A 22,615-nucleotide genomic window follows, 5' to 3' on the forward strand; every position below is an offset into this window, starting at 1 on the left:
AATGAACTTTGGAATATAAATTCCAATAAAAATTAACGTTTAGAGAACTGAAATTTCTTACGAGCTTTCTTCTGTCCAAACTTCTTACGCTCTACCATTCTTGGGTCTCTGGTCATTAAACCTTCTGGCTTTAACACCGCTCTGTTCTCTGCATCCAGTTCTACCATTGCTCTTGCAAGTGCAAGACGAATAGCTTCTGCCTGTCCTGTAATACCACCACCGTAAACATTTGCTCTTACGTCAAAGTTATCGTCATTACCGGTAAGGTTAAGGGCCTGGTTTACTTTGTAAAGTAAAGGACCTGTGGTAAAGTAGTCTTTAAGGTCTTTTTTGTTTACGCTAAATTTTCCGCTTCCTTCAGAAACATAAACACGCGCAACCGCCGTTTTTCTACGGCCAATTTTGTGAATAACCTCCATTACTTAAGATCGTTTAAGTTAATAGTTTTAGGCTTTTGTGCAGTGTGATCGTGTTCTGATCCTGCGTAAACCTTTAAATTTCTAAATAGGTCTGCTCCAAGTTTGTTCTTTGGTAGCATTCCTTTTACTGATTTTTCGATTAATCTCTCTGGATTCTTTTCGAATAATTCAGCTGCTGTTAGACTTTTTTGTCCACCCGGGTAGCCAGTATGACGAATGTATTCTTTCGAATCCCATTTCTTACCGGTTAAGTTGATCTTTTCTGCATTGGTAACGATTACGTTATCACCACAATCAACGTGCGGGGTGAAGTTAGGTTTGTGCTTACCTCTTAGTAGCTTGGCTACTTTAGAAGCTAGTCGGCCCAACGTCTGTCCTTCAGCATCTACGTGTACCCAATCCTTGGTCACGGTAGCCTTGTTGGCTGATACTGTTTTGTAGCTTAATGTGTCCACACTAATTAAATTTACTTATTATTAAACATTCCATTCCCATTCCCAGCATAAATCATGTCGGGAAATCGGGGTGCAAATGTACAATTATAAATTCATATAGCAAATCCGAAATTAATTAATTTATTTTGAGGGATATAGCTGCGGAACTTAATTCCATAAATGAACAAAACCTGTTCAATTTTAGATTATAGGTTTTCACTTGCGGCTTATTTCCCACTACCTCTTACTACCTAAAATCGATAAAAGGCACATAATGAATGTTAAACGGTAATTTTTATGTTAATAAAGTCATAAAAATCTTTAAATACTCCTTAGCTTTGTTCTCTCAAATTGATTTAGCTATGAAAAACCTACTTAGATTAAAAAGTCTCTTTATATTAGGAATTATCTTTAGTATAGCATCTTGTGAACCTAACCAGGACCATGTGGCCGAAACTGAGGTAAATAATTTAAATGCTACTGCAAACATTACTCCAGAAGATCTTGAAGGAGAATGGGAACTTTCAGCTATGAATACCGATTTTGCGGTGAATCTTAATAATGATACCATCCATAACAAGAACATTTTACTTGAAACCGATTGTTTTAAAAATGTGGGCGTGATTTTTAATCCAGATGGAAGTATGACTACTACCAATTCTAAACTCGATTTTAAGGCCGGTGAAAGTAATGATGATTTTAAATGCCTTTCAGGAAGAACAGATACCGGGAGCTGGGATGTAGAAAATGTAAACGGTGATGAGCGTCTGGTAATTACGATGACTATTGATGGCACTACTCGTACCCACAGCCGAATTTTAGATAGAACTGCCAATACCTTTGCTTTTGAAATAAGCAAATTTGAATCTGAGCAATACTATGGAAATCCAGACGGGACGGATGCCGAAGAGGTTACCGTTTTATCTTTAGAATATACAAGGGTGAACTAGCCTAACCAATCTTTTTAGTGTTAGATAGAAAAACCTCGCAACTTTGGTTGCGAGGTTTTTTGTTTTTCCAACCCTTTAGGAGTTAGATCCTGAAACAAGTTCAGGATGGCGTAATTAATCTATCTTAGTTAGAGCATTACGAATTGATTATTGGGTGAAAAGCTTTTAAATTCTTATTCTAATGCGCTTCTAGCCAGTTATTGCCTTCTCCTAATTCTACATCTAAAGGAACTTCCAGTTTGTAAGCGTTTTCCATTTCAAACTGAATCATTTTCTTTACTTCTTCAACTTCGTCTTTGTGGGCATCAAAAACCAATTCATCATGCACCTGAAGTAACATTTTGGTTTTGAATTTTCCTTCCGTAAGTTTTCGGTAAATATTTATCATTGCCAGTTTTATAATATCTGCAGCGCTACCCTGTATTGGTGCATTAACCGCGTTCCTTTCTGCAGCGCCACGCACTACAGCATTTTGTGAATTGATATCTTTTAAATACCGCCTTCTGCCTAAAATGGTTTGTACATAACCGTTCTCCCTGGCAAAAGCTACCTGGTCTGCAATATATCCGGTCAATTTAGGATAGGTTTTATAATAGGTATCAATAAGTTCTTTTGCTTCGGCACGAGATAAATTGGTTTGATTGCTTAATCCGAAAGCCGAAACACCATAAATAATTCCAAAATTTACAGTTTTAGCGTTGCTTCTTTGCTCGCGGGTTACTTCATCTATATTTACATTAAAAACCTGGGCGGCGGTAGAAGCGTGAATATCTTTGCCTTCTTTAAAGGCTTTAATCATATTATCTTCTTCGCTAAGTGCGGCGATAATTCGCAATTCAATTTGAGAATAATCGGCAGCGAGTAGAATATGATTTTCATCTCGTGGAACAAAAGCTTTTCTAACCTGGCGACCACGCTCGGTTCTTATCGGTATATTTTGAAGGTTAGGATTGTTGGAACTCAATCTTCCTGTAGCTGCAATAGTTTGCACATAATCGGTATGAATTCTGCCGGTAGCTTTCTGCACCTGATTTGGTAAAGAATCTACATAAGTATTTTGGAGTTTTACCAAAGCACGATACATTAATACATCTTCTACGATTTTATGCTCTTTGACTAAAACCGAGAGTACATCTTCGCTGGTTGAATATTGGCCTGTTTTGGTCTTTTTTGGTTTCTTAACCAACTCCATTTTTTCAAAAAGGATAATTCCTAATTGTTTTGGAGAGCTAATTTTAAATTCTTCCCCGGCTTCTTTATAAATATTTTGTTCCAGTTCTTTAATATCACTATCTAAAGCATCAGAAAGGGATTTAAGGAAATTCTCATCTAATTTTATGCCTTCCAGTTCCATTGCGGCTAGCACTCTAACTAGCGGAATTTCAATTTTATCAAAAAGCTTTCGGGTTTCTGCTTCTTTTAATTCCTGTTCAAAGAATTTTTTAAGCTGTAGGGTGATGTCGGCATCTTCTACACCATATTCGGTCTGTGCTTCAACAGGAACATCTCGCATCGACTTTTGATTCTTTCCTTTTTTTCCTATTAATTCTGAAATAGGTTGCGGCGTATAATTGAGGTAAGTTTCGGCAAGCACGTCCATATTATGACGCATATCTGGATTGATCAGGTAATGCGCGATCATGGTATCGAAAAGCTTTCCTCTTATTTCAATATTATATTTAGCTAAAACCTTGATATCATATTTAAGGTTTTGCCCAATTTTTTCAATTTTTTCGTCTTCAAAAAACGGTCGCAACTCCTCAATAAGTTCCTGTGCTTTTTCGCGTTCTTCGGGGAAAGGCAGGTAAAAACCTTTGCCTGGTTCCCAGGAAAAAGCAATGCCCACCAGCTCTGCTTCCAGCGCATTTAAACTTGTGGTTTCAGTATCCAGGCAAACGCTGTTTTGTTTCATTAAATTCTGAAGAAACATTTGCCTGGCCATTTTAGTATTCAGGCTTTGGTATACGTGAGCAGTATCTTTTAAAGATTTTCTTCCGCCAGAACTGGCTTCAATTTTATCTGAATCGTCTCCTGAAAACAATGAAAACTGTCCTTCTCCGGCAGTTTTTGAAACTTTTTTGGCTGAAGGAGAATTGCTAACCTGGGTTTGTTGTTGATCTTCTTCTCCGCTAAATAATTTTATAAATTGATCTTTAAGTCTTCTGAATTCAAGCTCATCAAAGATCTCCTGAACTTTATCTGAATCGGGTTGAGAAAGTTCATAATCTTCAGCGTGAAATTTCACATCGCAATCGGTAAGAATAGCTGCCAGTTTTTTAGAAAGAATTCCCTGTTCGGCGTGACTTTCAACTTTTTCTTTCATCTTTCCTTTCAGCTGGTCGGTATTGGCTAGCAGCTCTTCCATACTTCCAAATTGCTTCAGGAATTTTTTGGCGGTTTTCTCGCCTACCCCGGGAAGTCCAGGGATATTATCTACCGCATCGCCCATCATTCCAAGGAAATCTATTACCTGCTCGGGACGTTCAACTTCAAATTTCTTTTGAACTTCGGGGATACCCCAAATTTCGATTCCGTTACCCATTCTCGCCGGGCGGTACATAAAAATATTTTCGGTTACCAGTTGGGCAAAATCCTTATCTGGCGTTACCATAAAAACCTGGTAATTTTCTTTCTCGGCTTGTTGGGCAAGAGTTCCAATAATATCATCGGCTTCCATTCCGGCTAATTCCACTACAGGAATATGCATGGCTTTTAAAATATCCTGGATAATAGGAATCGCGTCCTTTATAGGCTCTGGTGTAGCATCGCGGTTAGCTTTGTACTCTGCGAACATTTCGGTTCTAACCTGGCTGCCTTCTTTATCAAAGCAAACGGCAAGATGATCTGGTTTTTCCCGCCTAATTACATCGAAAAGAGAATTCATAAAACCCATTATCGCTGAAGTATCAAAACCTTTAGAATTAATCCTCGGGTTTTTAATAAAGGCATAATAACCTCTAAAAATCAGGGCATAAGCATCAACAAGAAACAGGCGTTTTTGAGCAGACATATATTTTGGAATATTATTTTTTCTGAATATCCCAAAACTACAAAGATATTATCATACAGGCTTTAGGCCGCACTAAAAACTTACGGATTAAAACCGGAGAAATATTTAATTATGCAACCACAACTTTTCTTCTCTTATTGCTAAATGCGTAATAAAAAATGTAAGCGTAACAAGCCATTACTAAAATTAGGGCTATGTTGAAATTGAAAGAGTCGGTTAAGTAACCGTAAGCCGGTGGAATTATAGCGCCACCCACAATCATGGTACATAATACTCCAGATCCCTGAGCTTTATCGTCACCAAGCCCGTCTAAAGCAAGGCTGAAAATTGTAGGAAACATTATTGAATTAAATAATCCAACTCCTATTATAGTCCACATGGCGGCTAGACCAACCGAGAAATTGGAAATAAGAATCATTCCAATTGCTCCCAGAGCGAAAATGCTTAAGATTTTTGCAGGATTAAATATAGAAGTAAGGTAAGAACCAATAAATCTTCCAATCATGGCTCCCGTCCAATAGAAAGTCACAAAAACTCCCACTACCGCCATATCACTGGAAGACGAAACACCGGTGCTTAAGATCCATTCAGCAATTGTGCGCATAAAAGAAGTTTCTCTTACCGTGGCGGCAAGGTCCAGGCTTAAAAAGTAATTTACCATATAGCTCCCCAGGGAAACTTCGGCACCTACATAGCAAAATAGGGCAATGGAACCCAGTATAAGGTTTCTGTTCTTTAAGACTTTGCGGTAATCGTTGGAGGCTTCTTTATCGCCAACTTTTGGAAGTTTTACGAAGAAGAACACAAGGGCAATTACCCCAATAAAAGCTGCAATTCCTAAAAATGGAGTTTGTACTGCGGCAGCCTCAGCAACCAAATAACTTTTTTGAGCGGCAGCATCCAGTGCTTCTATTTCAGCCGTAGTTTTTACTTTATCCTGAAGAATAAAAAGTGCTCCAAGAGCAGGGGCGATGGCAGTTCCCAGTGAGTTGAAAGCCTGGGATAGATTCAGTCTACTGGAAGCGGTTCTTTCGGGGCCCAGGATAGTAACATAAGGGTTAGCGGCAACCTGAAGAATAGTAATTCCGGCAGCAAGTGTGAAATAACCCAACATAAAAATACCGAAGACACGATAAGAAGCAGCGGGATAAAATAATAAACAGCCTATTGCCATTGTGCTAAGGCCCAGGATAATTCCTCTTTTATATCCAATTTTTGATAAAATGTATCCTGCTGGAATGGAAAGTAAAAAATAAGCGCCAAAAAACGCGAATTGTACCATTCCGGCCTGAAAATAAGAAAGTGTAAAAACTTCTCTAAGTCTCGGGATTAGCGAGTCTACAAGAACGGTGATAAATCCCCAAAGAAAAAAAAGTATAGTTACAAATATAAACGCGGTACGGTAAGATTTTTTTTGTTCCATTTATAGATAAGATTGGCTAGGAGTATTGGTGTTTTGGTTGTCCTGATATTTTACAAAGGTAAAACCTTTGTGGAGGCAAAAAGAACCTATTTCTCCATTTTTTGCCAAAGCTAAGAAAGCTACCTGGAAATCTTTATAATTGGAGTTCTGTTTAACAATTCGCTCCACGGCAATTTCACAGGCTTCCTGAGCGCTTTTACCCTGGCGCATTAATTCTACGATAAGGAAACTGCCTACACTTTTCATAATTGCTTCCCCCATTCCGGTAGCTACGGCGCCTCCAATCTCATTGTCAAGATAAAGGCCGGCACCAATAATAGGAGAATCCCCAACCCGGCCATTCATTTTATATGCCAGGCCAGATGTAGTACACGCACCGGCAATATCGCCTTTTTCGTCAAGGCAAAGCATTCCTATGGTATCGTGATTCTCAATATTGATAATTGGTTTATATTCTTTTTTCTCCAGCCATTTTTTCCAGTTTTCTTCAGATTCTTTTGTCAGTAAATTTTTCCGCTGAAATCCCTGCTGAATAGCAAACTGTAAAGCACCTTCTCCCGCTAGCATAACATGCGGAGTTTCTTCCATAACCTTCCTGGCTACCGAAACCGGATGCTCAATTTTTTTTAAATAAACCACGCTGCCACAGTCTCCCGAGGGCGACATTATGCAGGCATCTAAAGTAACGTTGCCATCCCTGTCTGGTGCGCCGCCATTTCCTACGGTAGTATTTTTAAGATTGGCCTCCTCAACTCTTACCCCTTGTTCGGCCGCATCTAAGGCTGAAGCTCCTTTGTAAAGAAGCTCGCCGGCAGTTTTGCTGGCTTCGTGAAAATTCCAGGTAGCAATGCAAATAGGAGTGGGTTTTTCCTGTTTTTTAAAGGTGGCAGCATTTAAATTATGGGTAACCGGAAAGAGGCTAAGGCTGGCGCCAGAAATCCCAGCAGCTTTTATAAAATTTCTTCGTTTCATCACTAGTTTGATTATAATTGAAAAGCCCTGAAAAATACTTCTTATTGAGGGTATAGTCAAATTTTATAGCTAAACAACATTTCTGGCACTATTTAGGTTCAAATCAATTTAGGGTTTTGGCTTGTGACAGGCGTTAAATTAAACCTAAACCAAATTTATAAAGTGATGATTAAAAGTATATTCGCAAAAATTTAGGATTGCTCATGCGTTGGATAATTTTTATAGTTTTTTTCTTATTAATCGAGATTTATGCCTACCAGGCATTAAAAACCATAACCCGAAATTACTGGGTGGTAATCCTGTATTTTGTGGTTACCCTTGCGGTATTTGCTAACTTTCTTTATCAATGGTTAACACCGGTAGAAGGGAGCGTACTCACGGGGGCACGAGGCTATGCTTTCGGGTTTTTACTTTCGGTATTGCTTTTTAAACTTATCCTGACTTTAATAATGTTCGGGGAAGATATTTTTAGATTGGGTGCCGGTGGATTTGAGAAATTATTTTCTGTAAAAGGAGAATTTTCAATGCCATCCAGGAGAAAATTTTTGAGTCAGTTGGCCATGGGGATCGCTGCCATTCCACTAGCTTCGGTTTTATATGGAATGTACCAGGGCAGGTATAATTTTAGGGTGCTTAATTACACCCTTTATTTTGATGATCTGCCAGAAGCTTTTGATGGGTACCGGCTAGCGCAAATTAGCGACATTCATAGTGGAAGTTTTGATAATAAAAAAAAGATAAAATACGGGGTAGATCTTCTTAATGAACAGGAAACCGATATGGTGGTTTTTACCGGGGATTTGGTAAATAACGAAGCTTCAGAAATGGAACCATGGAAAGAATTGTTTGGGCAAATAAAGGCTAAAGACGGTGTTTATTCTATTCTTGGAAATCACGATTACGGAGATTATAAAAGCTGGAGCTCTCCCGAAGCAAAAAAGCAAAACTTAGACACCTTAAAAGATACTCACGCTAAAATGGGATGGAAACTTTTGCTAAATGAGCATAAACTTATTGAGCGAAACGGAGAAAAGATTGCTCTAGTAGGTGTCGAAAACTGGGGTGCCGGCGGATTCAAAAAAGAAGGTGATCTCGATAAAGCAGGAGCAGGATTGAGTGAAAAAGATTTTAAAGTTTTATTGAGTCACGATCCTTCTTACTGGCAGGAAAAGATTAAAAAGGATAAAAATAATTATCATTTAACGCTTAGCGGGCATACCCACGGCATGCAGTTTGGAATTGAGATTCCAGGCTGGTTCAAGTGGAGTCCTGTGCAGTATCGATACCAAAACTGGGCTGGAATATATGAGGAATTTGGTCGTTATATTAATGTAAATCGCGGATTTGGTTATTTGGCTTTTCCCGGAAGAGTGGGAATTTGGCCAGAAATAAGTGTAATTGAACTCAAAAAAGGCCCAAAACCTGCATAATCTGAAGAATTTACTATATTTGAGTTAGTGATTTCTCCGGAAAATTAACCAGGTAAGTATAGAGATTATTAACCTCGTTTTAAAAAATGAAATTGAGGATAAAATTTAACTTAAAGAATAAGCTACATGTCAAAATTTGGTGAACTAATAGATCTCAATATTCCGGTGTTGTTGGATTTTTATACCGAATGGAACGAGGATTCGAAAGCTATGAACCCGGTGTTGCGGGAAGTTGCCGCTTCAATGGGTAACAAGGTAAAGGTGATAAAAATAGACGTAGATAAAAATTCCCAGCTTGCAGAAGCGCTTAGGGTAAAGACTTTACCTACTCTTATGATCTATAAATCTGGGGAGATGAAGTGGCGTCAAAGCGGTGAACAGGACGCTGCAACACTTGTAGGCATTCTTAAAGAATATGTTTAAAGCGCTTTAAAATCAAAGCCTTTTTCAGCATAATAATCCAATACCTTTGGTAGCGCGAATTTTAAACTTTCTGAAGCTTTAATACTGTCGTGAAAAACAATAGTGCTTCCTGCTGAAGCATTTTTCAGCACATTCTCCAAACATTTATTTTTAGATATCCTGGAATCAAAATCCCCGCTAATAACGTCCCACATCACTATCGTATAATCCTGCTTTACAAGTTTTGCAGCCTCTGAGTTTTTGATCTTTCCGAAAGGGGGTCTAAAGAGTTTGGTTTTTTGAGGGCTAAATCTTTCAATTTCTTTTTCTGCCAAAAGCGTATTTTCAATATATTTTTCTTTGGAAGTTTTCCACCCATTTAAATGATTAAATGTGTGGTTACCTATCTTATGTTTTTCTTTTAATATTTGCTGAAAAACTCCAGGATTTTTTCTAATATTATCTCCTATACAAAAGAAAGTGGCTTTTGCGTTATACTGTTTTAAAGTATCTAAAACCCAGGGTGTGATTTCAGGAATTGGGCCATCATCAAAGGTGAGATAAATGGATTTTTCGGCTTTAATTTTGGTGATTCTATTGGGGTAGAGTTTCTTTAGAACAAAAGGATATTTGATGAAAAACGGGTTCATATAGAATGGTAAATAGAACGATTGTTTAAAGTACAATTTTTAACTATAAAAAAACCTGTAAAGCGATATGGCTCTACAGGTTTGTGTTTAAAATTGGAATAGCTCTTATTCCGAAGAATCTATTCTGAGTGAATTATTTCCTCCATTTAATTCGGAATTCATTCCTTCTTCAATTAATGTTTCTTCTGGCTCTGCCGGAGTTATTTCTTCTTCCTCTCCATAAAAATGGCGAAACATTTCCAGGTGTTCATTAAACTCATCGGCTTTTTCTTCCAGCATTTCTTCATCCTGATGCACTACAAGTAAATCTATCAGGGCTCTATAGCGTTCAATATTAGATACAATTTCGTTAAAGTAACGGTATTGTCTATCTATATCCCAGCTGCCGTAATAGGCTAAATTTTCTTTATAATGCGTGGCGATTTTTTCCCAGATCTCCCTGGCTTTTTCGGGTTCACCAACTTCATAATATCCGGTAACATAAGGCTCCAGTAAAGCGTAGTAATTATAATGTTCTACCGGCATATTCTCCATAGCAAGATCAAGTACTTTTTTTGCTCTCGTGGTATCTTGCTCGTTTAGCAGGTTTTCTACCAGCCTGGCCAGGTTACTCCTGTAGGTAATAGAATTTCTACGAGTTTCGGGGTCGTGGTAAATATCGTCTGATCCCATATTACCCCAATCCCAGTTCATCACAATATCATACATTTTATCTGTATTGATACGTCCCATATCGTAAGGATTTCTAGGATCTACCGGAGTTTTAATCGGCACTAATTTATAAGCAACTCCCTCTAGTTGAAGGTATTCTTTCATCCAGAGGTAATCTTCGTCTTTAAAGCTTCCGCCAGAGAAATAAATTGGCCTTTCCCAATTATTATTAGCAAGAATATCCAGCATCATCAGAGTGTTTTTGTAAATAACCTGGGTATCTAGATTAATAACAATTTCATCTACAATTTGATCGGCAAAACGTTCATCTACAATTCCATTTTCCAAAACAGTTTCCTTATCAACCGGAATACTTACATTTTTTGTAGGGAAAGTATTTATCATCTGTCCGCTTTGTAACTCGGCCTGAGTTCTTGGATCATCATTCTGAATATAATTTAACCAGGTTTTAAGCGGAATGGTATCCTTAGTTACTTCTTTCGCAAACACAGCGTCATTAACACCGTTGTAATCTTCATTTTCAAATTGTGAAGGGATTGGATCACTCTCAAATGCTTTTCGCTTCATTTGGTCTATGTACCAATCTGTAGCAAAAAGGCTGGTATTTACAATCCTTACGTCGGTGCGGTAGCGTTCAATTTGCTGCACATACCATAGCGCGAAAGTATCGTTATCTCCTATGGTGAAGATTATACCGTTTTCATCTATAGAATCCAGGTACATTTTGGCCATAGTAAGGGTAGTATCTCTACCACTGCGGTCGTGATCGTCCCAATTTTCGGAAGCTAAAAGCACCGGCACCGCTAGTAGTGAAGCAGCAATTACAATTGGCGCCGCAAGCTTTGGTTTTAGGAATTTCTTGGCCCAATCAAAGAGGGCATAGGCTCCAAAACCAATCCAAATCGCAAAAACGTAGAAAGAACCTACTAAGGCATAATCACGCTCACGTGGCTCAAAAGGTCTTTCGTTAAGGTATATTTTTAGAGCGATTCCTGTGAAAAGGAAAAACACGAGTAATACCCAGAAGTTATTTTTATCTCGTTTAAACTGAAAAACGAGCCCAATTAAACCTAAAATTAACGGAAGAAAATAGTACGTATTTCTCGCTTTATTGTTCTTAACGTCACTTGGAAGGTTGTCCTGAGGGCCAACGTGCATCTCGTCTATAAAATCGATACCGCTGATCCAGTTCCCGTTCATGTCGGTATATTTTCCCTGGTTGTCGTCCTGGCGTCCAACAAAATTCCACATAAAATAACGCCAGTACATATAACCGATCTGGTATTCTAATAAATAGCCAATATTAGAAGCGAAAGATGGTTTTTCTACATTCAGGTAGTCCCCGAATTGGCGTAAGAAATTATGATAATCACTATTGTCGAGTTCTCCCTGCGCATAACGGTTCTGAAATTCATTTACCGCACTAACCAGCCTTTCTTCTCCCTGGTATTCCTGTTTTATGGTAAAATCCAGCGGCCCGGTAAAATCCATATAATTTGCCGCGTGTTGCGAACTCCACATTCTTGGTAAGAAAGCTTTATGGGAATCATCCAGGTTTTGCCTGGCATTCTTATAATCGTTTACAATAATATATTTTCCGGCCTCTTCGTCTTTTTCGTATTTGGGCTTGGCATCAGAGTAAGGATTGTCTTCATCTAAACCTGCATACATTTCAGAAAACTGCGGGCCGTAAAATAAATGTGTTTCCCCATATTGTTCCCGGTTGTAATAGGCTAGTAATTCACGAGCATTATCGGGACTGTTTTCATTAATAACTGTAGGTGCATTAGATCTTATAGGAAGCATTACCCAACTTGAAAATCCAATTAGGATAAACAGGATACAAAGGAATAAGGTGTTTAGCTGAAAATAGTTTTTCTTTCGGGTATAATTAATTCCGAAGTAAAAGATGGCTACAATCACTAAAAGCGCGATTACGGTACCGGTGTTAAACGGTAGACCAAGCGAATTGGTAAAGAACAATTCTGAAGCGGCAAAGAAAGTAAGCGTGTAAGGCAGAAGTAGTTTAAAAATGAACATCAAAACTGCAACTACTACGATATTTGCTATAATAAAATTCTTAACAGTAACCTTTTTATAATTTTTGAAGAAATATAAAAAGCCGATAGCCGGAATAGTAAGCAGTCCTAAAAAGTGGACTCCAAAAGATAAGCCTACCACTAATGAGATTAAAATTAGCCAGCGATTTCCACGAGGTTTAAACATATCGCGTTCCCATAGCAAACCTAAGTAGAAAAGAAGAGCCATAATGCAGGCCGCCATAGCATAAACTTCGGCCTCTACGGCACTGAACCAAAAACTATCAGTATAAGTGAATGCTAAAGATCCAACAAGAGCGCTACCTAAAACAGCCATTTTATTGGCGGGATTAAGTTTGTCAACTGGTCCCGCTATTTTTAAAACCAATAAACTTATGGACCAGAACATGAAAAGTACTGCAAAAGCACTGGCGGCTCCAGACATAAAGTTTACCATTAGCGCTACCTGCGAATTATCGGTCGCAAATGTAGAAAAGAATGCACCCAGCATTTGGTATAAAGGCGCTCCCGGCGGATGACCTACTTCAAGATTTGCGGAAGTTGCAATGTATTCTCCTGCATCCCAAAAGCTTGCTGTTGGTTCCAGTGTTAGGGTGTAAGTAGTAAGTGCAATTAAAAATACCAGCCATCCTAATATTTTATTCCACTTCCTGAAGCTAAAATCTGTCATTTTTGAGTAAAATTGAATCTTATGTGGCGAATTTAATAATAAAAATAAGAATGTTTTAGTAACGGACTTTAAAACGAAATATTTTCTGAAAAGACTGAAAATAAAGCTGTTTTACAAAATTTGTTTTTCGAGAATTTAAGGCAAAATTGAGCTGATAAAAAAATACTCTTCATTTTTTAAAGAAAAAGTTTGCGCAATAGAAACTTTGTTTTAAATTTGCATCCGCATTACAGCAATGGCCTATGGTGTAACTGGCAACACGTCTGGTTTTGGTCCAGAAGAGTCTAGGTTCGAGCCCTAGTAGGCCAACAAAATTAACCGAATTCTGAAAAGAGTTCGGTTTTTTGTTTTTTGGAATAATTTGCCCGGCACATATTTCTAAAAAGTGCGTCATTGTGAGGAGGCGTTAGCCAACGTGGCAATTTATAATTACGCTTTATTCCTTCTTTCGTAATAACGGAAAAGCATTAGCTAAGATTAAATCCTACCCCAATTTGTAGTTGTGAAGTATATTCCCTGGTGTTTAAAGGTGTTTTACTGTCAAAATAATAATCGTAGATCATAAAAACCTTAAACCAATTTGCCAGCGGAATATCCAGCCTGAATTGTTTTAGAATCCTGTAATCCTCTAAATTTCTATAAAGTGGTTGATAGTAAACGGTATTAGTGATAGAAAATCTATTAGATTTGGAGAGATAGGAAATTGATAAGTAGGTGCTATTTCTATGATTATAATTTGTTGAACCAGCCCTGTCGCTATATTCTACCTCATACAAATAGCTGTTTCCCAGGTAACCTGTAAAATATTCCCGGTCCATCCATTTCATCCTTAAACCTGCACCAACCAGGTTTCTTTGTTCTACCACCAAAAGTTGATTGTATTGTCCCTGGAGAAAAGCCTCCAGTCTCAATAGGTTGCTGAATTTGTAATTAAATCTTGTATGTAGAAACCAGGAGTTCTGTAAATTTCCTTCTTCAGCATCTATTAATTTGTAGTTCCCTAAAAAAAGATAGATTTTCCTTAAATCTTTAGATTTTAATTGCGTGGTAAGCGTTCCATTTAGTTGATTTACCGCTAGTCCATCATTATTAGAATGGTTAAAAGCAAAATCGGCATTCAATACAAAACGAGAAGAATCGGTTTGAAGTCTTTTAGTTTCTATGTTTACTAATTGGGCGTTTGCAAAAATTGGGCAGAGTAAAAGGAGAAAAAGAAATCTTTTGAACATTAGGTCTATTTGGGGCAAAGATAAAAACTAGGCACTATATGTAAAAAGACAAATATCTAATTCCTTAATTTTAGCTGAATTGTAAAAATAATACCTGTTTCTAGTTTTTTCTTAAAAAATTAAGATCCCGTTTTCTTAATAATTCGTTCAACACTTTGTAATTTAGTTTCCATAAATCCTAACCAATAAAATGTGGCTTTAGAATTTTTTAAAGAAAACGAGCAAGTATTTAATACCTTATTCGAAGCGGCTTCAGAGGGTGTTGTGGTGGTAAACGATCAGCAAACAATCGTTACCGCAAACAAGGCTGCCCTGGAGATGTTCGGGTACCAAAAAGAAGAGCTTGTAGGAGCAAACCTCAATATCCTTATTCCTAAACAATATAAAGCCAACCATCATGAACATTTCGATAAGTTTATGGCTCATAGCGAAAAGAGACAGATGGGCCACGGAAGGGATCTTTTTGGAGTGAAAAAAAACGGAACGCAATTTCCTGTTGAAGCAGGATTGAATCCGTTTAAGGTAGATGGTGAGCGCTTTGTAATGTCTTTAATTGTAGATATTACGATTAGAAAAGAAAACCAGCGTCAAATTAGAGAATTGAATGCTGAATTGGAGGATAAAATAAAGATAAGAACCCAGGAACTTAGTAATACGGTTGATGACCTGGAGAAGGAAATTTCAAAAAGAAAAGAGGCGGAAAAACGAATTAAACTGGCCTTAAAACAGGAAAAAGAACTCAATGAATTAAAAACGAAATTTCTTTCCCTGGTTTCACACGAATTTAAAACCCCGCTAAGCGGAATACTTACTTCGGCCACTTTAGCCGAAAAATATACCCAAACCGAACAACAGGAGAAACGTACAAAGCACCTTACCACCATAAAAAACAAGGTGCATTATCTCAATAATATTCTAAACGATTTCCTTTCGCTGGAGCGCCTGGAATCTGGTAATGTAAATTATAAATACACTGCATTTAGTCTTAATAAGTTAGTGAACGAGGTGATTTACAATGCCAATGTAACACTTAAACACGGGCAGGAAATAGAGTATGATAATGACATGGAAGATGTTACCCTATATCAGGATGAAAAGATCCTGGAACTCATTCTTTCAAATTTAATCGGGAATTCTATTAAATATTCGCCAGAAGATTCCACGATATATTTCAGAATATTTCCGAAGGATAAAAAGATTATTTTTGAAGTAGAGGATGAAGGAATGGGAATTCCGCAGAAAGATCAGAAGCATATCTTTGAGCGTTATTTTAGGGCTGAAAATGCCCTGCTAAACCAGGGAACCGGGATTGGGCTCAATATTGTAAAGGTGCACGTAGAAAATATGGGCGGCACCATATTTTTTGAAAGTGTAGAAAATAAAGGCACTAAATTTACCGTAACATTACCTAACCAAAATAGATAGTCACCAGTTTTTGTTGGTGAACATTGAAAATAGTTTGAAATGAAGAAAATACTTTTAATTGAAGACGATGTAACCGTTAGGGAGAATACAGCCGAATTGCTGGAACTCTCAAATTATGAAGTAGTAACCGCGCCCGATGGAAAAAAAGGCGTAGATAAAGCCAAAGAAGAAATTCCAGATATTATTGTGTGCGATATTATGATGCCAGAGCTAGATGGCTACGATGTGCTTAGTAGGTTATCTGAAGATCCTACCACAAAAGGAATTCCTTTTATTTTTCTTTCCGCAAAAACCGAGCATAAAGATGTAAGAAGAGGAATGGATCTTGGAGCAGACGACTATCTAACCAAACCTTTTGAAGAAGAAGATCTCTTAAGTGCAATTGAAAGTAGATTAGCGAAAGTAGAAATCTTACAATCTCAGAAAAATGAAGATGAGGGTGAATCTGTACAAAATTTATCTGCTTTTAGGGAAATGATGAGAAACCGGGAACAAATACAGTTTAAAGCCGGTGAGAGTATTTATGAAGAAGGAAAATCTTCGCTTCATTTTTATATGGTAGGCCGCGGCGTGGTAAAAGCTCATAAATTTGATAGCAGGGGGAAAGAGATGATCACTGAATTGTACAAAGAAGATGACTTTTTTGGAAACCTTAGCTTTAATAAAAATTCGGCTTATGGAGAGTACGCCACAGCTTTAGAAGACAGTTTGCTTTACGTGGTTTCCAAAGATAATTTGCGTGGTATTCTGAAGAATAACAGCAATATTAGCATGGAATTATTGCAGGAAATGGGCGATCATTTAATGGGTGTAAAAGAGCAATTAATGGAAATTGCCTATGCTTCGGTGAGAAGAAAAACTGCACGCACCATTTTGCTATTCGCTCATAAAATAAAGAAAAATCCTTTGCACAGCATTAGGATCTCCCGCGCCGACCTGGCGGGAGTTGCAGGTATAGCCTCAGAAACTTTAATAAGAACTCTTTCAGATTTTAAAAAAGAAGGACTAATAGAGATTGAAGGGCGAAATGTCAAGCTCTTAGACGCCGAAAAACTGGAGCGTATTAGTTAATTTTTCGAAGACCTGACGGGAATCATATTTGGGATTGATCTTTCAAACTATTTTTGGCCAAAATTAGCGCTGAAATTTCAAGCCCATGAATGTTTTAATACTTACAGACTTTTCTGCTCAGGCCTATAATGCTGCCAGGTATGCCCTAAACTCTACGCCTGGGCCATCTAATTTTTATGTGCTCCATGCTTCTAATGGGGAAGCTGCACAAATGGATGAGGCTCTTTCAGAATTGGTAGGTAAACTTAAGAAACAGCCTGCGGCGAAGCAGCATTGTTTTTCAGCTCTTCCTTTTTCCGATAATCTTATTAACGCAACTCGAAAAGCTGTTATAGAAAAACGAATTGATATAATAGTGATGGGAGCTTCAGGAAAAAATACTTCTAATTTTCAGGGGCTTGGAGGAAATACCTGTAACGTAGTAAAGAAAGTGAAATGCCCGGTGTTGGTGGTGCCAAACTGCGATTTTGAGCAATGGGAGCAATTATATCTTCCTTTAGATTTACGTTTTCCGGTAAATACCCAGGCGTTACAGTTATTGCAAAAGCTGCCGGTAACAGAAAATGTATCGCTAAATGTTTGGGAATTCGATCTAAATAATTCGGGAGCGAATATTGAGGATTTCAAGTCGGTTAATTACGAGCTTCATCGCCAAACCTTAAAAAAAGAATCAGATTTTCTGGATAAGTTCTGGCCAGAAGCGAATGCTAAGGCCAATCTAATCGTATTTTTTGCCCGTCAACTTCATATTACCGAAAAGCTTTTAAACAGGCTTTCTACTGTGGGAAAAAGAAAGCAAAATCTTCCTGTACTTATACTTCACGGGTAATCTTATAAGTTTTGGTTAAAGTTTGCTCTTAACCTATTAAAATCTAACCTTTAAGCGCTTGTGTTTTTGCTAAATATAGCAGAAAGCCCTATGTTTATGAATTAAGGATTAAAGCAATTTTGCGCTTTTAGTTCCGCAGGAAAAAATTAAAATTTTTAAAGAGGAAATTATGACTAAAGAGGAAGTATTAAATAGATTAAAAGAAGGTAATCAACGTTTTATTGAGGATAAAAAGGAGGGGAAATTACAGGATAAATCCCGAAGAGAAGAGTTAACCGGCGGGCAGTCACCTTACGCTATTGTTTTGAGCTGTGCCGATAGCCGTGTAGTGCCAGAACTTGCTTTTGACACAGGCCTTGGAGAATTGTTTACCGTGAGGGTAGCGGGAAATATTGCCAATAGCTCCTCTATTGCCAGTATGGAATATGCTGTAGCGATTTTGGGGACCGAAATTATTGTAGTAATGGGACATGAAAGCTGTGGTGCTGTTAATGCTGCTATGAGTGGAGGCGATAATGGCTATAATTTAAATCATCTTGTTTCCCATATTGCTCCTGCTATTGCAGCCTCTAAAAAAGATGCGACTGTAAATGAGGTAGTGAAGAAAAATGCACACTTAACTGCCGAAGAACTTACCAGACGTTCTACGATAATTAAAGACGCTGTAGATAGCGGAAAATTAAAAATTGTACCGGCTTATTATAATCTCGATTCCGGGAAAGTAGATTTTCTATAAATATATTTATTTCATAACAAAAGCCCTAAAAGTATCTGCTTTTAGGGCTTTTTTTGTTCAGTTTAAATGAAAAAAACGTCATCCTGAACCTGTTTCAGGATCTAAGTCGTTTGAATCGAAAGATATTAGAAGCTGAAACCAGTTCAGCTTGACGAAATTAACCTTTTTATATAATCTATTTTCTTGCCTGAAACATCTTTAAATATAAATGAGAAGACATTTTACGAGCGTTGTTTTTAGCCCGGTTGGCTAGTTCGCCCTCAAACAATTCGTCTATAGTTTCAAACCATAGGTTTAGCCATATTCCAAAATGATAGGAAGAAATTTCCTGGTGATTTTCCTGATCTACCTTAACATGAACTTTTTGCGGGTTCCCTGTATAAAGTGCTTTAAAAAAGAGGTTGCTTTCCCAGAAATCGGTTAACTTTTCGAGATGTGCATCCCAATCCTGTATAACCTCATTAAAAAAATGACCAATTTCAGGGTTTTGCCTTACTTTTTTATAGAACCCGGAAACAAGTAAAAAAACATCTTCCCGGGTTTTAATATCACCAGACATAAAAAGTATTTAAAAAATATTTATAAGAATAAAGGTAGTGGAAATAGCAAGGCTTAGTAACAGAGCATTAAAAACAACTTTAGATTTGAATTGCGCTAAAATTACCGTGTTAAAACCCATACAGGCTACCACAACAATAAATAGTTGAAACATATCTAAAAAGCTGTGTCCGTTCATTAAAATTAGCATAGCCGCTACAGATCCTAAACAACTGGAAGCTATAATTCCCATTGCTGAATATCCCAAGCTCATCTCTTCAAAATCGACTAGTAAATTCTTGTAAAGTTTCATGATTTTAATTTTTAATTCTGGCGTAAAATTAAAGGGACAACAGTAGTTTTTTTATGAGTAAAATCATAAGAACCGAAAAAAAGCCTGAAGAAAGTTGAGTTTCTTCAGGCTTTAAAATCATTAAAAATATTCTTTTATCTAAACTGGGTGTACGATTCTTTTTCCAGTTGTTCCCTATGATCTGGATGCGCTATAGAAATAAGTTCTTTGGCTCTTTGCCTAAGGTTTTTTCCGTAGAGATTTACCACGCCGTATTCTGTAGCTATATAATGCACGTGCGCCCTGGTAGTGGTTACACCTGCGCCTTCTTTGAGAAAAGGAACTATTTTTGAAACCCCGTTTTTGGTGATGGAAGGCATAGCGATAATAGGTTTGCCACCTTCAGAAAGAGCTGCGCCTCTTATAAAATCCATTTGCCCGCCAACTCCAGAGAATTGATATTTCCCAATGGTGTCGGCGCAAACCTGGCCGGTTAGATCTATTTCTATAGCCGAGTTTATTGCGGTCACCTTAGGGTTCCTCCGAATAATTGCGGTATCATTTGTATATGCAGCTTCTTTAAAATGGACTATTGGATTGTCATCTATAAAGTCATATAATTCAGGCGAACCTATAGCGAAACAAGTGACCAGTTTCCCGGTTTTTATCTCTTTGTTTTTCCCGGTTATTACTCCAGATTTAACAAGTGGTAAAATGCCATCAGAAAACATTTCGGTATGTATTCCCAGGTTTTTATGGTTTTTTAAATTGTTTAAAACCACGTTCGGGATTCCGCCAATGCCCATTTGCAAGGTGGCGCCGTCTTCAATTAAGCTGGCTACGTGTTTTCCAATTGCCTGTTCAATTTGTGTAGGAGTGGCTATTGAGGTAGCAAAAATAGGTTCATCTACTTCTATGGCTGCATCAATTTGGCTAATGTGAATGATTCCATCTCCGTGAGTTCTTGGAACTTTTGGGTTTATTTGGGCAATTACTTTTTTCGCCGTTTGAATAGCGGGTAAAGTTATATCTACCGATGTTCCAAGTGAGCAATAGCCGTGTTTATCTGGTGGTGACACCTGGATGAATGCAACATCTAATGGAAGAAGATTTCTTCGGAAAAGATTATGAATTTCACTTAAGAAAATTGGGATATAGGCTCCTTTATTAGAATTAACTGCGCTTCTTACATTGCCTGCAACAAAGCAAGAGTTTATGTTAAAAGCTTTCGAATAAGGTTCTTCCGTATATTTGGCGTTACCTTCAGTATGAATTTGAAGAATTTCTACATCTGATAACTCATTATATCGCTCACATAAGGCATCAATTAATTTAATTGGGGTCATTGCTGCACCCTGAATAAAAATACGATTACCGGAATTTACGCTAGCAACGGCTTGTTGTGCGGATAATATTTTTGGATTTTTCACAATGCTAAGTTTGAATATTCAGATTAAAATCGATCTCAATCTCTTCATCAATTACAATTAGGCCAAAAATTTTGGTAGGTGCTTGTAAATTAAAATCTTTGATGTTTAGATCTAATTTTCCTTTAAAACGAACCTGGTTCTCCCAGGTTATTTCAATTGGAAAACGGTAATCGTTTTCAATTCCCGCAATGGTAAAACTTAGCGTTACGGTGGCCTCTTCCTCTCGGTTTAGGTCTATTTTTTTTATTTTTAAAAAAATCTCCGGGTATTTTTCAGTTTTAAGAAGCTTATGAAAATCATTATTGATTTTTCTATGTCCGCAGTCAAAATTTTGATTTTCAAGGGTAAGAATACTGTTTTTAAATATGAGGCTACGTGCTTTATCAATATAATGAACCTTAAAGCTTTCGTTTTTGAAGTAGAGCGGATTAAAGTCACATTCAAAGTCATTGATATTGGTAGTCCCAGAAATACTAAGATTACTGTTGGGTAGAATTGTAATTTCCCTGGTTTCAAAATCAGTTTGGGCTATCCCTGGAATGGTAAAAAACAGCGTCAAGAATAATAGAAAGTAAGTTTTCATACTGATTGAATTAGGGTGTTATTATAATATACGCAATACAATTTTCACATAAAAATTACAGAAAATAGGAAATAAAAAGCCCCGGCGAATCTCTTAGAGATAACATCCGGGGCTCAACATTCAACTTAAAAACTAATCGCTGCTTCTAGCGTAATTCCGTTGAATTGTCCTCCATTGTATATGTCTCCTGTAGGATAGTCGTTGTATTCCTGGTTAACATATTCCAACTTAGCAAGGATGTTTTTAGTTAAGAACCAACCTGCACCTAATTGAAAGCGGTTTACACTAATATCAGTATTACTGTTCAGTTCCCCGTCTACTGTACTGTAACGACCTCCAAGGTAGAAATCTTCATCGGCACCAAATCTGTAGATAAGTTCACCAGCATAGTGGTTGTATGTTCTTGTATCTGTATCGTTTGCATCCTGCCCACTAATAGTTTCAATGATTCCGAAGAATTCAAGTCCACCATACTTAATGAATGGGTTGATCATTACAGATGTCATCTCATTTTTGAAAGATGGATTGATACGTCCAGCTCTAAAACCAGGTCCGTTTCCATCAACATCAGTCATTACGTTATAGTAACGAGTACCGGCACGGTCACCTGTGTAAAGGTAGTTACCACGTCCGTAGTTACGTCCACTGTAAAGAAGAGATCCAGTTAATCTAAATCTAAAGTCTTCATTAAATTGATTATCATATCCTAATTTAGCAAGGAAAGAAGGATCTGTCTCACCGTTACCGGCAGTAGACTGGTTTAGTTTACCGTTGGTGAATCCTACCATACCTAACCATGGGCCGTTGAACATATATACTTCAGCACCAACTTCGGTAGTAAAACTATCCATTAAATAGTTTCCTACAAATGGGTTGTGAAGTGAGTGAGCGTTATCGGTTCTTCTAAAGTGAGCATCACCATAGTTGTTTTCCATGTGCCCAATCTTAATTCTCATATGATCCATAAGACCTTCTGCAAATCCTTCATTTATGAAGTCTAATTTATCGATCTGTATATATCCACCTTTTACCCAGGCATCTTCGTGGTTTTGAGAAGAAAGATAAGTTCTCAAGTGCATTCTCACACCATCATAAAGTAATACATCAAGGTCTAGGTTAGCAGTAGCCAGGTTAAAGTTTCCTTCAAGATCTGGAAGAGTTCCTAAGGTGTTTTCGTGATCTAAAGACTGGAACTGGATGGTAGAAGCACCACCAACTCTAACGTGAACTCCATCGAAGCTTGTAATGGTGTCTTTAGGAGCTTCAAAAACGTTTATTCCCCGTTTATCTGGAGCCCTGTAGTTGTCAAGGTCCCTGTCTTGTGCCTGTGCTTGAAAGCCTGCGGCCATCATAAGGGCAATTCCGAAATATTTAATTGAATTTTTCATTGT

20 protein-coding genes and 1 tRNA gene are annotated in these 22,615 nt (G+C 37.6%); 8 read left to right on the forward strand and 13 right to left on the reverse strand.

From position 1 onward, the window contains the following. Window positions 1–32: 32 nt before the first annotated feature. Together rpsI and rplM are read right to left on the reverse strand one after the other, a co-directional pair. A complete protein-coding gene (gene rpsI / locus APB85_RS06990; RefSeq protein ID WP_057482614.1) occupies window positions 33–419 on the reverse strand; it encodes a 30S ribosomal protein S9 in 387 nt (128 codons plus the stop codon). After that, entirely contained in the window at window positions 419–874 is a 456-nt protein-coding gene (rplM, locus tag APB85_RS06995; RefSeq protein ID WP_057482615.1) for a 50S ribosomal protein L13, read from the reverse strand. The genes rpsI and rplM overlap by 1 nt, the downstream gene beginning before the upstream one ends. A gap of 341 nt (window positions 875–1,215) precedes the next feature. On the opposite strand from rplM, the gene APB85_RS07000 reads away from it, so the two are divergent. Further along, on the forward strand, window positions 1,216–1,803 hold the full coding sequence (locus APB85_RS07000; protein ID WP_057482616.1) for a DUF5004 domain-containing protein: 588 nt from the start codon (window positions 1,216–1,218) through the stop codon (window positions 1,801–1,803). A 178-nt stretch (window positions 1,804–1,981) separates the two neighbouring features. Here APB85_RS07000 and polA read toward each other — a convergent pair whose 3' ends face one another. The 3 genes from polA to APB85_RS07015 form a co-directional block, all read right to left on the reverse strand. Beyond that, window positions 1,982–4,813 carry a DNA polymerase I gene (polA, locus tag APB85_RS07005; RefSeq protein ID WP_057482617.1) on the reverse strand — a complete coding sequence of 944 codons (2,832 nt, stop codon included), beginning with the start codon at window positions 4,811–4,813 and terminating at the stop codon, window positions 1,982–1,984. Between the two features lie 109 nt (window positions 4,814–4,922). After that, on the reverse strand, window positions 4,923–6,236 hold the full coding sequence (locus APB85_RS07010; protein ID WP_057482618.1) for a sugar MFS transporter: 1,314 nt from the start codon (window positions 6,234–6,236) through the stop codon (window positions 4,923–4,925). Further along, window positions 6,237–7,208 carry a N(4)-(beta-N-acetylglucosaminyl)-L-asparaginase gene (locus APB85_RS07015; protein WP_057482619.1) on the reverse strand — a complete coding sequence of 324 codons (972 nt, stop codon included), beginning with the start codon at window positions 7,206–7,208 and terminating at the stop codon, window positions 6,237–6,239. 203 nt (window positions 7,209–7,411) lie between these two features. On the opposite strand from APB85_RS07015, the gene APB85_RS07020 reads away from it, so the two are divergent. Together APB85_RS07020 and APB85_RS07025 are read left to right on the forward strand one after the other, a co-directional pair. Then, window positions 7,412–8,638 (forward strand): metallophosphoesterase, encoded by a 1,227-nt coding sequence (locus APB85_RS07020; protein ID WP_057482620.1) that lies wholly within the window; start codon window positions 7,412–7,414, stop codon window positions 8,636–8,638. Between the two features lie 126 nt (window positions 8,639–8,764). Beyond that, complete coding sequence (locus tag APB85_RS07025; protein ID WP_057482621.1) at window positions 8,765–9,061, forward strand: thioredoxin family protein; 297 nt, start codon at window positions 8,765–8,767, stop codon at window positions 9,059–9,061. Here the strand turns inward: APB85_RS07025 and APB85_RS07030 are convergent. After that, window positions 9,058–9,726, reverse strand: coding sequence for a polysaccharide deacetylase family protein (locus APB85_RS07030; protein WP_317039035.1), 669 nt, complete (start codon window positions 9,724–9,726; stop codon window positions 9,058–9,060). The two genes, APB85_RS07025 and APB85_RS07030, sit on opposite strands and share 4 nt — an antisense overlap. Before the next feature lie 69 nt (window positions 9,727–9,795). After that, complete coding sequence (locus APB85_RS07035; protein WP_057482623.1) at window positions 9,796–13,092, reverse strand: DUF2723 domain-containing protein; 3,297 nt, start codon at window positions 13,090–13,092, stop codon at window positions 9,796–9,798. Between the two features lie 236 nt (window positions 13,093–13,328). On the opposite strand from APB85_RS07035, the gene APB85_RS07040 reads away from it, so the two are divergent. Continuing rightward, a tRNA-Gln gene (locus APB85_RS07040) sits at window positions 13,329–13,401 on the forward strand. Window positions 13,402–13,559: 158 nt separating this feature from the next. Here the strand turns inward: APB85_RS07040 and APB85_RS07045 are convergent. After that, window positions 13,560–14,321 carry a DUF481 domain-containing protein gene (locus tag APB85_RS07045; protein ID WP_057482624.1) on the reverse strand — a complete coding sequence of 254 codons (762 nt, stop codon included), beginning with the start codon at window positions 14,319–14,321 and terminating at the stop codon, window positions 13,560–13,562. A gap of 192 nt (window positions 14,322–14,513) precedes the next feature. Here APB85_RS07045 and APB85_RS07050 point away from each other — a divergent pair, with 192 nt between their 5' ends. From APB85_RS07050 to APB85_RS07065, 4 genes are all read left to right on the forward strand, one after another. Then, on the forward strand, window positions 14,514–15,746 hold the full coding sequence (locus tag APB85_RS07050) for a PAS domain-containing sensor histidine kinase (protein ID WP_057482625.1): 1,233 nt from the start codon (window positions 14,514–14,516) through the stop codon (window positions 15,744–15,746). A gap of 39 nt (window positions 15,747–15,785) precedes the next feature. Next, on the forward strand, window positions 15,786–16,817 hold the full coding sequence (locus APB85_RS07055; protein WP_057482626.1) for a response regulator: 1,032 nt from the start codon (window positions 15,786–15,788) through the stop codon (window positions 16,815–16,817). Between the two features lie 85 nt (window positions 16,818–16,902). Beyond that, on the forward strand, window positions 16,903–17,646 hold the full coding sequence (locus APB85_RS07060) for a universal stress protein (RefSeq protein ID WP_057482627.1): 744 nt from the start codon (window positions 16,903–16,905) through the stop codon (window positions 17,644–17,646). 169 nt (window positions 17,647–17,815) lie between these two features. Next, a complete protein-coding gene (locus tag APB85_RS07065; RefSeq protein ID WP_057482628.1) occupies window positions 17,816–18,382 on the forward strand; it encodes a carbonic anhydrase in 567 nt (188 codons plus the stop codon). Window positions 18,383–18,557: 175 nt separating this feature from the next. Here APB85_RS07065 and APB85_RS07070 read toward each other — a convergent pair whose 3' ends face one another. The 5 genes from APB85_RS07070 to APB85_RS07090 all read right to left on the reverse strand — a co-directional run bounded on the left by APB85_RS07070 (window position 18,558) and on the right by APB85_RS07090 (window position 22,612). Further along, the gene (locus APB85_RS07070; protein ID WP_057482629.1) at window positions 18,558–18,941 is read right to left on the reverse strand and encodes a group III truncated hemoglobin; all 384 of its coding nucleotides are present in this window, start codon (window positions 18,939–18,941) and stop codon (window positions 18,558–18,560) included. Between the two features lie 9 nt (window positions 18,942–18,950). Next, entirely contained in the window at window positions 18,951–19,232 is a 282-nt protein-coding gene (locus APB85_RS07075; RefSeq protein WP_057482630.1) for a hypothetical protein, read from the reverse strand. A gap of 134 nt (window positions 19,233–19,366) precedes the next feature. Then, window positions 19,367–20,641, reverse strand: a complete 1,275-nt coding sequence (locus APB85_RS07080; protein WP_057482631.1) for an acetyl-CoA hydrolase/transferase family protein — start codon at window positions 20,639–20,641, stop codon at window positions 19,367–19,369. Between the two features lie 4 nt (window positions 20,642–20,645). After that, the gene (locus APB85_RS07085) at window positions 20,646–21,224 is read right to left on the reverse strand and encodes a YceI family protein (protein ID WP_057482632.1); all 579 of its coding nucleotides are present in this window, start codon (window positions 21,222–21,224) and stop codon (window positions 20,646–20,648) included. A gap of 125 nt (window positions 21,225–21,349) precedes the next feature. After that, entirely contained in the window at window positions 21,350–22,612 is a 1,263-nt protein-coding gene (locus APB85_RS07090) for a hypothetical protein (protein ID WP_057482633.1), read from the reverse strand. Window positions 22,613–22,615 lie beyond the last annotated feature (3 nt).

Source organism: Salegentibacter mishustinae (assembly GCF_002900095.1).
GTDB classification, from domain to species: Bacteria; Bacteroidota; Bacteroidia; order Flavobacteriales; family Flavobacteriaceae; genus Salegentibacter; species Salegentibacter mishustinae.

What these genes read in the sequence shown, in the direction of transcription:
- rpsI (WP_057482614.1), bottom strand. Translation starts at nt 419, where the DNA reads ATGGAGGTTATTCACAAAATTGGCCGTAGAAAAACGGCGGTTGCGCGT.
- APB85_RS07000 (WP_057482616.1), top strand. Translation starts at nt 1,216, where the DNA reads ATGAAAAACCTACTTAGATTAAAAAGTCTCTTTATATTAGGAATTATC.
- polA (WP_057482617.1), bottom strand. Translation starts at nt 4,813, where the DNA reads ATGTCTGCTCAAAAACGCCTGTTTCTTGTTGATGCTTATGCCCTGATT.
- APB85_RS07010 (WP_057482618.1), bottom strand. Translation starts at nt 6,236, where the DNA reads ATGGAACAAAAAAAATCTTACCGTACCGCGTTTATATTTGTAACTATA.
- APB85_RS07015 (WP_057482619.1), bottom strand. Translation starts at nt 7,208, where the DNA reads ATGAAACGAAGAAATTTTATAAAAGCTGCTGGGATTTCTGGCGCCAGC.
- APB85_RS07020 (WP_057482620.1), top strand. Translation starts at nt 7,412, where the DNA reads ATGCGTTGGATAATTTTTATAGTTTTTTTCTTATTAATCGAGATTTAT.
- APB85_RS07025 (WP_057482621.1), top strand. Translation starts at nt 8,765, where the DNA reads ATGTCAAAATTTGGTGAACTAATAGATCTCAATATTCCGGTGTTGTTG.
- APB85_RS07035 (WP_057482623.1), bottom strand. Translation starts at nt 13,092, where the DNA reads ATGACAGATTTTAGCTTCAGGAAGTGGAATAAAATATTAGGATGGCTG.
- APB85_RS07045 (WP_057482624.1), bottom strand. Translation starts at nt 14,321, where the DNA reads ATGTTCAAAAGATTTCTTTTTCTCCTTTTACTCTGCCCAATTTTTGCA.
- APB85_RS07055 (WP_057482626.1), top strand. Translation starts at nt 15,786, where the DNA reads ATGAAGAAAATACTTTTAATTGAAGACGATGTAACCGTTAGGGAGAAT.
- APB85_RS07060 (WP_057482627.1), top strand. Translation starts at nt 16,903, where the DNA reads ATGAATGTTTTAATACTTACAGACTTTTCTGCTCAGGCCTATAATGCT.
- APB85_RS07065 (WP_057482628.1), top strand. Translation starts at nt 17,816, where the DNA reads ATGACTAAAGAGGAAGTATTAAATAGATTAAAAGAAGGTAATCAACGT.
- APB85_RS07070 (WP_057482629.1), bottom strand. Translation starts at nt 18,941, where the DNA reads ATGTCTGGTGATATTAAAACCCGGGAAGATGTTTTTTTACTTGTTTCC.
- APB85_RS07075 (WP_057482630.1), bottom strand. Translation starts at nt 19,232, where the DNA reads ATGAAACTTTACAAGAATTTACTAGTCGATTTTGAAGAGATGAGCTTG.
- APB85_RS07085 (WP_057482632.1), bottom strand. Translation starts at nt 21,224, where the DNA reads ATGAAAACTTACTTTCTATTATTCTTGACGCTGTTTTTTACCATTCCA.
- APB85_RS07090 (WP_057482633.1), bottom strand. Translation starts at nt 22,612, where the DNA reads ATGAAAAATTCAATTAAATATTTCGGAATTGCCCTTATGATGGCCGCA.